Origin of the sequence: Avibacterium gallinarum (genome assembly GCF_002921135.1) — a bacterium.
In the GTDB taxonomy this organism is placed as follows: domain Bacteria; phylum Pseudomonadota; class Gammaproteobacteria; order Enterobacterales; family Pasteurellaceae; genus Avibacterium; species Avibacterium gallinarum.
Window position 1 is genome coordinate 130,365 of record NZ_PQVJ01000007.1, and the last position, 14,856, is coordinate 145,220.

The following is a 14,856-nucleotide window of genomic DNA, read 5'->3' on the forward strand; positions in this document are numbered from 1 at the left end:
TAAAAACCTCTATAAAATTAAAAATGACAAGATAATAATAATTATAATTATACTAATACAAAGGTTATCACCACTAGAAGATGATGATACGTCTACTTTTTTATATTTATGTAATTCATCAATTTTTGTTTTCTCTTTAACATTATATTTATAATTTTCTTCTTTTTTAACATTTTCTTTAATTAATATATCATTATCTTTATTCTGTTTTAACTCACGATTATAAGACTTCATTAAAATTCCTCTAACAGCAGGCATACTATTATTTCTAAATGTTTTAGAGTTTTTATTGTACGCTTTACTATCACTATCTTCTTTAGAAATATCATCTATATAGTTAGGTACCTTTGATCTTGAAGTAGAACTAATTACTCCTAAAAGCTCACTGATTTTTTCCTTTCTGCTTTCTATATAGTTTAGTATATCTTTATACTCTAAAGGAATAATATTTTCATCAAGAATATATTCTATATATTTAGGCTCAATAACATCTAAACACTGGACCTCTGCTTGATCTGAAGTTGTTTCGCTGTCTAATAAATCATTAGATCGAGAAATAGTTTGAGGAGGTAAATTTGATTTCTGATAAGAAATAGAAGGTGAAAATAAATTATCTAATGCTTGAGAACCTCTTATCGCATTGATATCTATATATCTATAACTTGCTGTTGCTGCGTTATGAGGATAAAACAAAAATTCCTTTTCAAATAAAACATCAGGGCTAATTAATAATAGACATAGATCTAACCCGCTTTCTTTTTTTCTATCAAACATCCGTTTATTAGGCTTACTAATAGATAAACAAATAGAATTTTTGAAACGATCGAAACGACCAGTATCTGTAACTTGATAATGATGAGTTATGAGATTTCTAGGTTGTAATCCATCTCTTTTAATAAATTCTAGATTCTCTCTAGGGGTAAAATGACATAACCATTTAATATTTCTTTTTTTAATAATTTCTTTTATTAACTCTACTTCTTTAAGTTCTAACATAGAATACTCTCAAATTAATATTTAATATTGGTAGGATTCTATATTTTTTACTGGTTAATATTCCAGAATCAAACCGTTACAAAATTAACTCATTTAGTTACTAAAAAAACTCAAAGTCTTACCAAAAAACAACATAGCCCCCATGCTTAAAAAGTGATATACTGCGAAAAATTTAGTTAATCACAATTTACTTGGAAGGTTAAACTATGGAAATCTATGATAAAGTTCGTGTTATGCGAGAAATCCGTCAATGGTCGCAAGAAGAAATGGCTGATAGAATGGGAATGTCAGTAACAGGTTACGCTAAAATAGAACGTGGGCAATCAAAATTGCATTATGACAAGTTAGAACAAATTGCTAATATATTTAATATTAGTGTAAATGATTTAATTGATTTAGATAAAAGAATGCCAATGTGGTATTTTGGTGAAAACTGCTCTAATAACAATAATGTTGCTAATTATTACTCTTCTGATAGTGCTTTAACTTTAGAATTAGAAAAATTAAAATTGATTATTGAAAATCAGCAACAATTATTGCATTCAAAAGATTTGCTTTTACAGCAAAAAGATAATGAAATTAAATCTTTGAATGAAATTATTAGTTTGCTTAAAAAATAGAATTAATTTATAAAAATAAAACTTGCATTAATTACTACTAATACAAGTTTTATTTTTAATTTGCATCAACAACCAGATCTTGGGGTTATTCTACTCCCCCTTCATCGCCTCAAAAATTTTTTCTGCTAACGCTTTTGAGATGCCCGGTACGGAAGCGATTTCGTCAAGGGTGGCTTTTTTCACGCCTTGCATTCCGCCAAGGTATTTTAATAGAGCTTGGCGGCGTTTTGCACCAACGCCTTCGATGGTTTCTAATCCGCTTTGGGTGAAGGCTTTTTGGCGTTTTTTGCGGTGTCCGCTGATAGCGTGGTTATGGCTTTCATCACGGATATGTTGGATTAGGTGCAAAGCAAGGCTGTCTGGCGGCAAGTTGATTTCGCGATCTTGCTTGCTGATGATGAGCGTTTCCAAGCCTGCACGGCGATCCACACCTTTTGCTACGCCGATTAAGTGCGGTCGTTTTTTGTCCCATTTTACCTTGAGTTGCTCGAACACTTGCAAGGCGCGGTTAAGCTGCCCTTTACCGCCGTCAATAAAAATCACATCAGGAATTTTTTCTGCGTCCAGATCTTTATCGTAACGTTTCAATAAGGCTTGCTCCATTGCGGCATAATCATCGCCGCCAGTAATGCCTGTGATATTAAAACGGCGATAATCAGATTTCAGCGGCCCATCTTGATTGAACACGACACAAGACGCAATGGTTTGTTCGCCCATTGTGTGGCTGATGTCAAAACATTCCATTCGTTGGATTTTTTCAATGCCGAGCAACGCTTGCAACGCTTGGTAGCGTTCGTGGATCAGCGTGGATTGTTTCAGTTGGGTAACCAGCGCGGCTTTCGCATTCATTTGTGCAAGCTGTAAATATTTACTTTTATCCCCTTTGGCGCTGTCTTGAATTTGTACTTTACGCCCTGCTTGTTCCGCGAGCAGGGTTTCTAATTGAGCTTTTTCTGCCAATTTATGATCCACAATAATGGTGTTCGGCACGGTTCGCCCTTGGTGCGCTTGCAAATAAAATTGCCCTACAAACGTGGCGGTAAGCTCGGATAAATCCGTATTGGCTGGCACTTTCGGGAAATAACTACGGTTGCCCAAAATCTTACCTTGTCGAATAAACAGCACCTGCACGCAAGCAATGCCAAGTTGGTAGGCGATGGCGATAATATCAATATCATCGAGGCGATCATTGCTGACAAATTGTTTTTCGATCACCGCGCGCACCGCTTGGATTTGATCCCGTATGCGTGCCGCTTCTTCAAAATTCAACGCTTGGCTCGCTTGCTCCATTTTTGCCACAAGATGATCTAGCACTTGCTGATCTTTGCCTTGCAAGAAAAGACGCGCAAAATTCACTTGTTGATTGTAATCTTCATCGGAAATATAGCCTGGCACGCAAGGCGCAGAACAGCGTCCAATTTGATATTGCAAGCAAGGGCGTGAGCGATTGCGATAAACGGAATTTTCACATTGCCGTACAGGGAACAATTTTTGCAATAAAGAAAGAGTTTCGCGCACTGCTCCTGCATTAGGATAAGGGCCAAAATATTCACCTTGAATTTTTTTGCTTCCCCGATAGGCAGTGATTCTCGGGTGGCGTTCTTTGGTGAGCAAAATATAGGGGTACGATTTGTCATCACGCAATAGCACGTTATAGCGTGGCTGGTAGGTTTTAATATAATTATGCTCTAACAGCAAGGCTTCCGTTTCGCTTGATGTGATGGTGGTTTCAATGCGATGAATACTGGCGACTAAGGCTTCCGTTTTTTTACTGGATAAATTCGCCCGAAAATAACTGGATAAGCGTTTTTTTAAATCTTTGGCTTTGCCCACATAAATCACCTGTTCTTTATCGTCATACATACGATAAACACCGGGATCGTGAGTTACATTAGTAAGAAACTTTTTGGCATCAAAGGTCATTTTAAAAACATTAGGATCTGCTGATAAAAAAGAATGGGCGAAAAATCGCCCAAGGAATAAAATTGAAAAATTACGCTAAAATCGCCCGCACTTTTTCTAAATCTTCAGGTGTATCCACGCCGACCGCTGGCACTTCTTTCGCAAGATCAATATGAATTTTTTCGCCATACCACAACACGCGAAGTTGCTCTAAAGATTCGATATTTTCTAACGCTGAAGGTTGCCATTGTACATATTGCTTGATAAAGCCTGCACGATAAGCATAAATGCCAATGTGGCGTAAATACTGGCTTTGTAGCACAAGTTGCGTTTTTTGTTCATCAGATAAGCCGGCAAACTGGTCGCGATTCCAAGGGATCGGCGCACGGGAAAAATATAAGACATTGCCCGATTTATCCGCCACAGCTTTCACCACATTAGGGTTAAATAATTCTTCCGCATCATTCAATGGGACAGCAAGGGTCGCCATTTTCACACCATTTTTTGCTAAATTATCCGCCACTTGCTGCACGATCACAGGGGGAATTAACGGCTCATCACCTTGAATATTCACTACAATTTCATCATCGGCAAGGGCTAACTTCTCCACCACTTCCGCCAAGCGCTCCGTGCCTGAATTGTGATGTTCTGACGTCATACAAACTTCGCCGCCAAAGGCTTGCACAGCTTGCGCCACAGCTTGGTTATCCGTTGCTACCACCACACGGCTCGCTCCTGATTCCTGTGCTTTTTGCCAAACGTGGGCGATCATTGGTTTGCCTGCAATATCCGCCAAAGGCTTACCAGGTAAGCGACTTGAAGCAAAGCGTGCAGGGATAATTACCGTGAATTTTGCCATTATTCTGCTCCTTCTTGTTGCGCTTTTTCTTGTTTCTCGTTTTCTGATTGCAAGGCAATTGCACGCTCCGCTAACAACACAGGAATACCCTGCTCAATGGGATAAGCCAGTTGTTCAAAGGTGCAAATCAGCTGTTCATTTTCTTTGTCATATTTCAAACGCCCTTGACAAATCGGGCAAGCGAGAATATCGAGTAGTTTTTCGTTCATTAAGGTTTCTCCACTTCTTTTCAGAAGGCTATGTTAACCGCTTCATCAGGCGGTGCATAAAACAGATAAATTAAAGTGCGGTGCTTTTTGGCGCAGTTTTTACTTGCTGGATCAACGCGGCAATAAATTGTTCACTTTGTTCATCATTAATTTCTGCTTCAACAGGCACATACCACCAATTGGATTGAGCAAAATCTTGGCATTTAACCGCATCTTTTTCGGTCATAAAGAGCGGTTGGTTTTTATCAAATTTTTCAAATAGCACTAGATCATAAGCCTGATGATCTTGAAAGGCTTGGCTTTCCACTACATTGATCGCCAACTTTTGCAACATTGAGAAAAAACGCTGTGGGTTGCCAATGCCTGCAATGGCGGTGATGTTTTGTTGGGCAAAATCCTGCAAAGGACGTTTTTCCCCCGTTTGCAAATGAATGGCAACCTGCGGTGTTAATGTCATTACCGTTTGGCTAAAAGGTGTTTCTGCGCCGTTATTGATAATCCAATCGACAGATTTTAAACGGCAAATTGGCTCGCGCAGTAGCCCTGCGGGCAACACAAAACCATTACCAAATTGGCGCTGCGCATCAAGCACCACAATTTCTTTATCGCGTTGCAATTTATAATGCTGTAAGCCGTCATCGCTAATAATTACTTGGCAAGGAAAGTGCGCGAGTAAATGTTCTATCGCCTGCTGACGATTTGGTGAAATACACACAGGGGCATTAGTGCGTTTGGCAATTAATAAGGGTTCATCGCCTGTTTCCACAGGATCATCGTGGCTTGCCACCAAACGGGGATAACTTTTTGCTTTGCTCCCATAACCGCGCGAAATCACGCCAACTTGAATGCCTCGTTGCTGTAATTGTTGCACTAGCCAGATGACCACAGGGGTTTTGCCGTTTCCACCCACGGATAAATTGCCTACGATCACCACAGGCACAGGTGCTTTGTAAGAAGCCAAAATGCCGCGCTGATATAGCCACGTGCGCAGGCGGGTGATGAGTAAAAATAATAGGGCGAAAGGTGATAATAACCACTTCAGCGCCTTTGCCAAAAGGTTGGATTGATACCAAAAATTCATTATCACCTCATCAAAATGGATAGATTGGTGTACGCTGAAAATTCGTACACCAACATAAGATTAATGATTAAATTGCATTTGATGTAGCTGTTTGTAAGCGCCATTTAATGCCAGCAACTCTTGATGCGTGCCACGTTCTTTAATTTCACCGTGTTCAATCACCAAAATTTCATCGGCTTTTTCAATGGTTGATAAACGGTGGGCAATCACTAAAACCGTGCGCTCTTTTTGCAATTCTTCAAGCGCCGCTTGAATTGCACGTTCAGATTCTGTATCCAACGCAGAGGTCGCTTCATCTAAAATCAATACAGGGGAATTACGCAACAAGGCACGAGCAATCGCCAAGCGCTGACGTTGTCCGCCTGATAAACTTGCGCCGTTTTCGCCAATCACGGTGTCCAAGCCATCTTCTAATTTTTCAATAAATTCCATTGCGTGCGCCGCTTTAGCCGCTTTAATAATATCTTCACGGCTATATTTATCCGCCGCAGCATAGGCAATATTATTGGCAATGGTGTCATTAAATAAATGCACTTGCTGTGATACCACCGCGCAGTTTTCACGCAGATTATTCAGCGTATAATCTTGAATATTCACGCCATCAAGGGTGATTTCCCCTTGTTCAATCTCATAAAAACGCGTAACCAAATTAGCGATGGTCGATTTTCCTGAACCTGAACGCCCCACCAACGCCACGGTTTTGCCTTGCGGAATGTCAAAGGAAATATGATTTAACGCAGGGTGCTCTTTGCCTGAATAGCTAAACGTAACATCTTTGAAAGAAATATTTCCTTTGGCTTTTTCCACTTCATAAGTGCCGTTGTCTTTCTCGGTTGCCATATCCAAAATAGCAAACAGGGTTTGGCACGCTGCCATACCACGCTGGAATTGCGCATTCACATTCGTTAAAGACTTCAATGGTCGCATCATTGCCAACATTGAAGAAAACACCACCGTGAAAGAGCCTGCCGTTAGGTTTTGGCTCATAATTTCTGGCACGGTTGCCAAATACAACACCGCCGACAAGGCGAAAGACGCAATAATTTGCACCACAGGATCAGAAATGGCATCTGCCACCATCACTTTCATTCCCTTGCGGCGCATATCATTACTCACTTTATTAAAGCGTTCTTCTTCAATTTTTTGTCCACCAAAAGAAAGTACCACGCGATGCCCTTTCAGCATTTGTTCTGCGGAAGAGGTCAGCTCACCCATTGAGTTTTGCATATTTTTACCTAACTCACGGAATTTTTTCGATACCATACGAATCAGCACCGCAATAATCGGCCCAATCACGAAAAGCACCAAAGAAAGCTGCCAACTGGTATAAATCATCACACCAAGTAAAGAGATAATATACGCCCCTTCACGCACAATGGTCACCAAGGATCCCGATGAAGAATTGGCTACTTGTTCGCTATCGTAAGTAATACGCGAAAGCAATTTGCCTGCGGAGTTTTGATCAAAAAACGGCACGGGCATATACATTAAATGCTTGAATAAACGGCGGCGAATGGTCATCACCACTTTGCCTGACACCCAGCCTAAACAATAAGTTGAAACAAAACTTGTTACGCCACGCACAATAATCAACAGCACCACCACCACAGCCATTATGCGCAAAAAGCTCACGTCCGCCTTGCCAAAACCGTCATCAAGCAACGGTTTAAGCATTTGAATAAGAGAAGCATCTGCTAAGGCATTGAATACTAAGGTAATTGCTGCGGCAATTAAGCCAGCTTTAAAAGGCGCAATAATCGGCCATAAGCGTTTGAAAGTTTGCAGCGTTGTTAAGTCTTTATCTTGCATAATTGATTCATTTCAGTTAAAAAACTTCGCCATTTTACCCTTATTTTGCCGACAAGCCAATTAATCCCCGATACTTAATCCCCGATACCAAGGGGAAAACTCCGATCTTGCGGTATAAATTTTTATCTGTTCGGGGAAAAATAACAGGCTGATCTGCCCAAAATCTGCCGTATTATAGACCGCACTTTGTTGCGCCTTTAGGCGTTCCAACACCACGGAATGGGGGAAATGCCAAGGATTACCACGGCTACTCGAAATCAATGCGATCTTAGGCTGCGTTGTTTTAAGCAAATATTCACTGCTAGAGGTTTTACTGCCGTGATGCCCCACTTGCAATATCTCTATTTTTCCAGCTAAATCAGCAAATTGCCGCTCTGTTTGGCTATCAGCATCACCAGTTAAAAGCACCTTTCGATTGCCATCATCAATCAACAACACGCAAGAATCTGGATTTTCTGCACGCTTGCGGATCTTTTGTGGGGAAAGCGCGGTAATGCGTAATCCTTGCCATTGCCATTGTTGTCCCTGAAGACAAAAAGTGCGGTGTTTTTTTGCGTGATTTTTTTCTGACGGTGTGATCAATTCAGCCTGTGGGAACGCCTGTAAAATCGCACTAGCGCCCCCTGAATGATCATTATCATCGTGGCTCAAAATCAGCTTATCTAGCACAATCCCCTGCCGTTGCAAATAAGGCAAAATCTCTAGCTCCGCCATACTTCCCCCACGCCACGCTGCCCCCGTATCATATAAAATGCCACGCTGATTTTTCACCAATAATGTTGCCAAGCCCTGCCCTACATCTAAGGTTTCTAATCGCCATTTAGGGGCGTTTATCTCTTGCCACGCCAAATTCATCAGCATTATTCCAAGTAACCCTGCAAAAATAGGCTTCATTCTTTGTAAGAATAACGGACTGGGCAATTTTTCTGCATTGAGTGAGATTGTCTTTTTCCCTGCTAAGATCGGATTTTTTGCCACTTTTTGTGGCAATTTTTGCGAAAATTTTTGCAAATAAAACACATACCCCAGCCCCAAAATGAGCAACAAAATGACGATCCATTGCGATTGATTTTCTGACAAATCGATCCAATTCCCTTGCCATTGATTGAGCAACGTCGTGATTTTTTCTGCTAAATAATTCGCCCCTTGCCACGAATTAAACGCCCCTTGGCTCAACACTGCAAACAGCACCATTGGCACAAGACATAAACTAAACACTGGCACAGCTAAAAGGTTCGCCATCATTCCCGACAAGGACGTTCCGTGAAAAAAATAAAGCTGAATTGGGGTAAATAAACATAACAAACCGAGTTGTAGATGAAACAAGGAAAAAATCCAGCGTAGGATTTTTTTCGCCCACTGATTTTTAATGGGATAAATTTGCCCTTGGATTAAATCCAACGGCACAAGTTGATACCACAGAATCAGGCTTGCCACCGCCCCTGCGGAAAGCCAAAAACTAACGGAAAGTAACATCAGCGGATCCCATAAAATGAGCAATGCCACCACACATTGAAAATATTGCCAAGGCGTATAATAACAGCGTAACACTCGAATCAAACACAGCAATCCCAAAGCAAGTAACGCCCTTAAGGTGGGAATGGAAAAGCCAGCCAGCTGAACATAAATTAAAGCAATAAAAGCACCGCACAATAATGGCAAAATCGCCCCTATTCGATGCGTGGGCAAGAAAAACTGTGCTGCTCTTGCAATAGCAAAGCCAAGCAACATTGCCAAACCAATATGCAAGCCAGAAATGGCAATTAAATGTGCCGTGTTGGTTTTCTGATAAATTTGCCAGTGTTCAGCATTAAGCCACGCCCGTTCGCCAAAGCCCAGCGCCAACAATAAGCCTTGCATCGGTAAGCCTTGGGTCTGCTGAAAACTGGCTTGCAATAATCGCTCTCGCCACGCAAAATCTTGCGAAATTTGCACCGCACTTTTTACTCTGCCATAGGCCGTGATACCTTGTGAGAAATACCATTTTTGCCGATCAAAGCCCCCTTGATTTAAACGGCTTGATAAGGGTTTGAGCAATAATTCCGCCTGCCAAATTTGCCCCACTTTAATTTGCTCTGCTGCCTTATTTCCCAAATTTTTCTCTGAGTTTTGCCATTGCAAATATATTCGCTGGCTAGGCAAATTTTCTGCCAATTTCCCAGTGGCAATCACAGTTTGATAATCTTGCTGATGTAAGATTTTCTCAATCTTAATTGGAATGCTGATCTTGTTTAAACTGGCGCTCTGCTCTGCTTGGCTCAAAATTTGCTGAGCTTGATGATGAAAATAGCCCAAGCTCAATACAAAAATCACGCCGTAAACCAGCCCTTTTGCGATTTTATAATAGGCTAAAAGATAGGCTGTCAAAACAGCTAAGATCCCAATTCCCACAGTGCAAAGCATTAATTCAACACTAAGCAATAAGGCTTTCGGCACATAAAGCAAACTCAAGCCTGCGCCAATAATCAGCCATAGAATCACATCTAATTTAAGCGAAAATTTCATTTTTATATAAGATTAAAAATTACCTTTATAAACAAAAATCGTTGTAAATCGTAGGGTGGGCTTCAGCCCACCACTTAGGATTGAATAACCTTGGCATTGCCTACTTTGATAAAAACGGTGGGCTAAAGCCCACCCTACGCTTAATCTGATTAAACCTTTGATTAACTCCCCCAATTCAATGGAAAAAATCCTCTTTCAACATCTCTTCGAAATGAGGAAAACGGCCAATCTTTGGGGGCATTAACATAACCGTGTTTAACAGGATTGAAATAGATATAGTCTAAATGATTGTTCAAATCTCGTTCATCACGGATACGATGCTCCCAAAATCGTCTTTGCCATATTCCAGCTTCTCGCTTTTTTATTCTACTTTGGTTCTCATTACGATACGCCTTTGGTAATAATTTCGTAAATACCGTTTTAAAAAAAGCAATACGCTTAGAATAATTATCATCATCCTGTGGTAATTGCATTATGAAATGCAGATGATCAGGTAACACACAAATTGCGATGGTTTCAAAGGGATATCTTCTCACTGTCTCTTGATAGGCTTGCCGTAATTTTTCTATATGCTGAGTAAGGTAACATTTTGTACGATCTTGCAATGTCAATGTAAAAAAATAACACGCGCCTTTTGTAAAATCTCTCCGATAATTTGGCATTATTTCTGCCCCTCTCATAAGAAACGTAGGGTGGGCTTTAGCCCACCATTTGGGATTGAATAACCTTGGCCATTGCCAACCCTGATAAAAAATGGTGGGCTAAAGCCCACCCTCCTACGCCCACTACGCCTACCACTACAAATAAAAATATGATGAAAAAAGCACCGCACTTTCGCAATCTTGTTAAACAATTTTTGCGATCTTGCTCGCAAAACGAAAAAATACTTTACGTAAAATGCGGAAATTCTGAGTGGTGAGATTGTGTTTCTGTCTATTTCTTTGTAGAGTGAAGCCATTAATAGTCGGGGTGCTGCTTTGTGTAGCTGAGATGATACCCGTTGAACCTGATCCAGTTAGCACTGACGTAGGAAACTTATTATGAAAACGCTTGTTGTAAAAAATCTGTCTATTTTTGACCGCACTTTATACTTCCCTTTTCTATTTTCAAATCGTCATTCCGCGACATCATTCCCTATCACATTGATTTTATAGATGATTTTTCATTATAAAGGCAAATGCGATTGGGCTTTTTTTACGCTTAATTTTTATGCATAGGAGAAAAAAATGGACTTTAATTTAATCACGAAAATTCGCCAAACCAATCCTTTAATCCACAACATCACCAACATTGTGGTGGCAAACTATGTAGCGAATGGGTTGTTAGCCTTGGGCGCATCGCCGATTATGGCAGATGCCGAAGAAGAAATGGCGGATCTTGCCCAATTTAGCACTGCCTTGGTGATTAACATTGGCACGCTCGATCCTTTCAAAGTGAAAGCAATGTTGGCGGCTGGCAAAGCGGCGAATAAAGCGGGCATTCCTGTGGTGCTTGATCCTGTGGGCGTGGGGGCAACGCAATACCGCAAGGACGTGGTGGCTGAATTACTGAATAAAGTAAAATTCACCGCCATTCGTGGCAATGCCGGGGAAATTGCCCAGTTAGCAGGGGTGAATTGGGCGGCGAAAGGTGTGGACGCAGGGCAAGGTGAAGGCGATGTGGCACAAATTGCCAAACTGGCCGCGCAACGTCATCAATGTGTTGTGGCAGTGAGCGGTGCGGTAGATTATATCAGCGATGGCGTGCAAGTGGCGACCATTGATAACAGCACGCCAATGTTTCCTAAAATCACGGGCTCAGGTTGTTTGCTTGGCGCGGTGTTAGGGGCTTTTTTAGCGGTCGCTCCAAGCCAACCTTTTAATGTGGTAGTGCAAGCCAGTGCGGCCTATGCGGTGGCAGGGCAACTGGCTGCGAAAGACTTAGGAAGCACAAAATATGGGCAGTTTTACACCGCACTTTTAGATCAACTTGGTGAACTCAATGATCAACAAGTGGCACAATTCGCACAGGTTCACATAGAAGAATAAGGAGCAACAATGACTCATATTGCACAAGCACTAACCATTGCTGGATCAGATAGTGGCGGTGGTGCGGGTATTCAAGCCGATCTGAAAACCTTTCAAATGCGTAATGTATTTGGAATGAGCGTAATTACTGCCGTTACTGCACAAAACACCTTAGGCGTAACGGATATTCATTTAATCCCCCTTAGCACCATTGAAGCGCAACTCAAGGCGATTGTGGAAGATTTCACGCCCAATGCGGTAAAAATTGGTATGCTCGGCACGGCTGAAATTATCCAAACCGTGGCCGCTTTTTTGCGTCAGCACCCATTTGCGAATGTGGTTATCGATCCTGTGATGATCGCCAAAGGGGGCGCAAGTTTATTGGAACAATCGGCAATTCAAGCGATGCGTGAACAACTATTGCCTTTGGCCGATGTGCTAACGCCAAATCTGCCTGAAGCAGAAGCCTTAACAGGATTAAAAGTTGAAGATCAGCACAGTATTGCGCAAATTGCTGAACGTTTACAACAAATGGGCGCAAAAACCGTAATTATAAAAGGTGGCCATCAGCAAAATAGCAAAAGTGCGGTATGCCAAGATTTTATTTTCACGCCGACAGAATCTTTTGTCTTGGAAAGCCCACGTTTTAACACGCCGCATACCCACGGCACAGGCTGCACTTTTTCCGCTTGCTTAACCGCTGAACTTGCCAAAGGGCAACCGTTGGAGCAAGCCTGCAAAACTGCCAAAGCCTTTATTACCAGCGCCATCACGCACCCTTTAAATATCGGACACGGACACGGCCCAACCAATCACTGGGCGTATTCACAGGAGCAAAAAAATGGATAAATCAATTTTACGCTGTTATTTAGTGGCGGGTACACAAGATTGCCGTCATCTGCCCGACTATGCCAATAACCCACAACAAACCTTATTAACACGTTTAGAACAAGCGCTAAAAGCGGGGATAACCTGTTATCAGTTTCGTGAAAAAGGGCAATTTTCTTTGCAAGATCCGCAAAAAATTGAACAACTTGCCCGCCAATGCCAAGATTTATGCCAACAATATAATGTGCCTTTTATTATGAATAATGATGTTCAACTCGCAGAAAAATTGCACGCAGACGGCATTCACGTTGGGCAAAAAGATTTTGCCGTAGATAAACTCGCTCAACAAATTCAAGGCAAAATGCTCATTGGTTTATCCGTAAATACCTTGCAGCAAGCGCAGCAACATAATGCTTTCAATGGCGTGGATTATTATGGTTGCGGCCCGATTTTCCCGACGTTTTCCAAGGCGGACGCTGCGCCAGATGTGGGGATCAACTTTGTGCAATTTTTGCGTGAACAAGGCATCAATAAGCCTTTGGTCGCCATTGGCGGAATTAGAACCGAACACGTTCCAGCCCTTTTACAAGCCGGTGCAGACGGTGTTGCAGTGATTTCCACCATTATGCAAGCAGAAGATGTCGCCGCTACGGTACAAAAAATTTTGGCAAAATAACACCGCACTTAACGAAAAGCGAATAGCAAAAAAAGGCATTCAACCAAGATTGAATGCCTTTTATTTTGCTTAATTATCAAACTTAAAAACGATAACCCACTTTTAAACCAAATTGGCGGCTGTGAGAAGATTCATCACCATTCTCATAAGAGAAGGTTGTCCCCACTGACCAAGCCCCCATATTCAAATTGAGTCCTGCTTGATACTGCCAGCCACGATTAAACTGTTGCTGTAAACCGTTGTTATTCACAGTAACCGCATTGTTAAATGTTTTACGGCTCGCATCAAAATAATAAAGGGCAAGACTCGGTGAAATAGAAAGCGTGTTCCACTGCCAAGTTTTGGACAATTCTGCACCAGCGTGATAATTAACAAAATCTAAAGCTCGAGTATGAACCGCACGACCTTTCAGCTCATAATCAGCAGCCGTGAGGTGATGATAGCGTACCCCAGCTATTGCTTTGAGATCGAGGTATCCTAGCCCCCATTTCTTACCTAATGTTGCACCGAAACTAACGATATTACGTTTAAAAGCGGCACGTTGTTCATCTAAAGTGATGAGATTATTAGAACGTCCATAACCAATGTCTGCCGCAACAAACAGACCTGACTCACTTTGCACTTTGGCATAAACCGTAGCTTGCGAATAAGTCATCTTGCCGCTTGCATTCTCATAATCAATGTTGCCGCGGGTTTGCGACACTATCGTGCCTAAACTAATGCCTTGCTCATTTACAGCACTTTCTACGCCTAATTCAGTGTAGTTACTATGCTGTTTATAAACGCGGTAATTATCTGATTGATAATCAGCCTCTTGATAATCGACATTCGTCCATACTTGAGTTTGCTCGCCACCTTCTTGCAACAAACGTTGGTTTAAATGTTGATCGCTGCGTAATATTGCATTTCCTTGTGCAGAAAGTTCCGACAATGCGGTATTTGATACACCACTAACAAGTTGTGCCTGTTTCAAGCGATCTAGTTCAGCTTTCTTACGCTCTTCTTCTAAGCGTTTTGCTTCCGCTTCACGGCGCGCTTGTTCTTCCGCGGCTTTACGCTCTTCTTCCAAGCGTTTTGCTTCCGCTTCACGGCGTGCTTGCTCTTCCGCGGCTTTACGCTCTTCCTCTAAGCGTTTTGCTTCCGCTTCACGACGGGCTTGCTCTTCCGCGGCTTTACGCTCTTCTTCCAAACGTTTTGCTTCCGCTTCACGGCGCGCTTGCTCTTCCGCGGCTTTACGCTCTTCTTCTAAACGTTTGGCTTCCGCTTCACGGCGTGCTTGTTCTTCCGCGGCTTTGCGTTCTTCTTCTAAGCGTTTTGCTTCCACTTCACGGCGCGCTTGTTCTTCTGTGGCTTTACGCTCTTCTT

13 protein-coding genes and 1 riboswitch are annotated in these 14,856 nt (G+C 41.9%); of the genes, 4 read left to right on the top strand and 9 right to left on the bottom strand.

Features of this window, described 5'->3' with window-relative positions; all coding sequences use genetic code 11:
• Positions 1-9: 9 nt before the first annotated feature.
• Positions 10-996 carry a DarT ssDNA thymidine ADP-ribosyltransferase family protein gene (locus C3007_RS03120; protein WP_103853050.1) on the bottom strand — a complete coding sequence of 329 codons (987 nt, stop codon included), beginning with the start codon at positions 994-996 and terminating at the stop codon, positions 10-12.
• Positions 997-1,202: 206 nt separating this feature from the next.
• Here C3007_RS03120 and C3007_RS03125 point away from each other — a divergent pair, with 206 nt between their 5' ends.
• Entirely contained in the window at positions 1,203-1,616 is a 414-nt protein-coding gene (locus tag C3007_RS03125) for a helix-turn-helix domain-containing protein (protein WP_103853051.1), read from the top strand.
• Positions 1,617-1,706: 90 nt separating this feature from the next.
• Here C3007_RS03125 and uvrC read toward each other — a convergent pair whose 3' ends face one another.
• The 7 genes from uvrC to C3007_RS03160 form a co-directional block, all read right to left on the bottom strand.
• A complete protein-coding gene (gene uvrC, locus C3007_RS03130) occupies positions 1,707-3,539 on the bottom strand; it encodes an excinuclease ABC subunit UvrC (protein WP_103853052.1) in 1,833 nt (610 codons plus the stop codon).
• A 70-nt stretch (positions 3,540-3,609) separates the two neighbouring features.
• Positions 3,610-4,377: a 3-deoxy-manno-octulosonate cytidylyltransferase gene (gene kdsB / locus C3007_RS03135; RefSeq protein WP_103853053.1), complete on the bottom strand. Its 768-nt coding sequence runs from the start codon at positions 4,375-4,377 to the stop codon at positions 3,610-3,612.
• Positions 4,377-4,586 (bottom strand): Trm112 family protein, encoded by a 210-nt coding sequence (locus C3007_RS03140; protein ID WP_103853054.1) that lies wholly within the window; start codon positions 4,584-4,586, stop codon positions 4,377-4,379. Before C3007_RS03140 ends, kdsB begins: the two co-directional genes overlap by 1 nt.
• 70 nt (positions 4,587-4,656) lie before the next feature.
• Positions 4,657-5,667 carry a tetraacyldisaccharide 4'-kinase gene (gene lpxK, locus C3007_RS03145; RefSeq protein WP_103853055.1) on the bottom strand — a complete coding sequence of 337 codons (1,011 nt, stop codon included), beginning with the start codon at positions 5,665-5,667 and terminating at the stop codon, positions 4,657-4,659.
• A gap of 60 nt (positions 5,668-5,727) precedes the next feature.
• Complete coding sequence (gene msbA, locus C3007_RS03150; protein ID WP_103853056.1) at positions 5,728-7,476, bottom strand: lipid A ABC transporter ATP-binding protein/permease MsbA; 1,749 nt, start codon at positions 7,474-7,476, stop codon at positions 5,728-5,730.
• Between the two features lie 60 nt (positions 7,477-7,536).
• A complete protein-coding gene (locus C3007_RS03155) occupies positions 7,537-9,981 on the bottom strand; it encodes a DNA internalization-related competence protein ComEC/Rec2 (RefSeq protein WP_103853057.1) in 2,445 nt (814 codons plus the stop codon).
• Positions 9,982-10,142: 161 nt separating this feature from the next.
• Positions 10,143-10,661 carry an REP-associated tyrosine transposase gene (locus C3007_RS03160; protein ID WP_423716507.1) on the bottom strand — a complete coding sequence of 173 codons (519 nt, stop codon included), beginning with the start codon at positions 10,659-10,661 and terminating at the stop codon, positions 10,143-10,145.
• 275 nt (positions 10,662-10,936) lie between these two features.
• Positions 10,937-11,031, top strand: a riboswitch (TPP riboswitch).
• A 176-nt stretch (positions 11,032-11,207) separates the two neighbouring features.
• Between C3007_RS03160 and thiM the strand changes: the two genes are divergently transcribed.
• Genes thiM through thiE form a run of 3 tightly spaced genes read left to right on the top strand, consistent with a single transcriptional unit; the run spans position 11,208 to position 13,491 of the window.
• On the top strand, positions 11,208-12,008 hold the full coding sequence (gene thiM, locus C3007_RS03165) for a hydroxyethylthiazole kinase (protein WP_103853058.1): 801 nt from the start codon (positions 11,208-11,210) through the stop codon (positions 12,006-12,008).
• A gap of 9 nt (positions 12,009-12,017) precedes the next feature.
• On the top strand, positions 12,018-12,836 hold the full coding sequence (gene thiD, locus C3007_RS03170) for a bifunctional hydroxymethylpyrimidine kinase/phosphomethylpyrimidine kinase (RefSeq protein ID WP_103853059.1): 819 nt from the start codon (positions 12,018-12,020) through the stop codon (positions 12,834-12,836).
• Complete coding sequence (gene thiE / locus C3007_RS03175; protein ID WP_103853060.1) at positions 12,829-13,491, top strand: thiamine phosphate synthase; 663 nt, start codon at positions 12,829-12,831, stop codon at positions 13,489-13,491. Before thiD ends, thiE begins: the two co-directional genes overlap by 8 nt.
• 82 nt (positions 13,492-13,573) lie before the next feature.
• Here thiE and C3007_RS11525 read toward each other — a convergent pair.
• A partial coding sequence (locus C3007_RS11525) for an autotransporter outer membrane beta-barrel domain-containing protein (RefSeq protein ID WP_165779945.1) occupies positions 13,574-14,856 on the bottom strand: 1,283 nt, incomplete at its 5' end.

What these genes read in the sequence shown, in the direction of transcription:
- C3007_RS03120 (WP_103853050.1), bottom strand. Translation starts at nt 996, where the DNA reads ATGTTAGAACTTAAAGAAGTAGAGTTAATAAAAGAAATTATTAAAAAA.
- C3007_RS03125 (WP_103853051.1), top strand. Translation starts at nt 1,203, where the DNA reads ATGGAAATCTATGATAAAGTTCGTGTTATGCGAGAAATCCGTCAATGG.
- uvrC (WP_103853052.1), bottom strand. Translation starts at nt 3,539, where the DNA reads ATGACCTTTGATGCCAAAAAGTTTCTTACTAATGTAACTCACGATCCC.
- kdsB (WP_103853053.1), bottom strand. Translation starts at nt 4,377, where the DNA reads ATGGCAAAATTCACGGTAATTATCCCTGCACGCTTTGCTTCAAGTCGC.
- C3007_RS03140 (WP_103853054.1), bottom strand. Translation starts at nt 4,586, where the DNA reads ATGAACGAAAAACTACTCGATATTCTCGCTTGCCCGATTTGTCAAGGG.
- lpxK (WP_103853055.1), bottom strand. Translation starts at nt 5,667, where the DNA reads ATGAATTTTTGGTATCAATCCAACCTTTTGGCAAAGGCGCTGAAGTGG.
- msbA (WP_103853056.1), bottom strand. Translation starts at nt 7,476, where the DNA reads ATGCAAGATAAAGACTTAACAACGCTGCAAACTTTCAAACGCTTATGG.
- C3007_RS03155 (WP_103853057.1), bottom strand. Translation starts at nt 9,981, where the DNA reads ATGAAATTTTCGCTTAAATTAGATGTGATTCTATGGCTGATTATTGGC.
- C3007_RS03160 (WP_423716507.1), bottom strand. Translation starts at nt 10,661, where the DNA reads ATGAGAGGGGCAGAAATAATGCCAAATTATCGGAGAGATTTTACAAAA.
- thiM (WP_103853058.1), top strand. Translation starts at nt 11,208, where the DNA reads ATGGACTTTAATTTAATCACGAAAATTCGCCAAACCAATCCTTTAATC.
- thiD (WP_103853059.1), top strand. Translation starts at nt 12,018, where the DNA reads ATGACTCATATTGCACAAGCACTAACCATTGCTGGATCAGATAGTGGC.
- thiE (WP_103853060.1), top strand. Translation starts at nt 12,829, where the DNA reads ATGGATAAATCAATTTTACGCTGTTATTTAGTGGCGGGTACACAAGAT.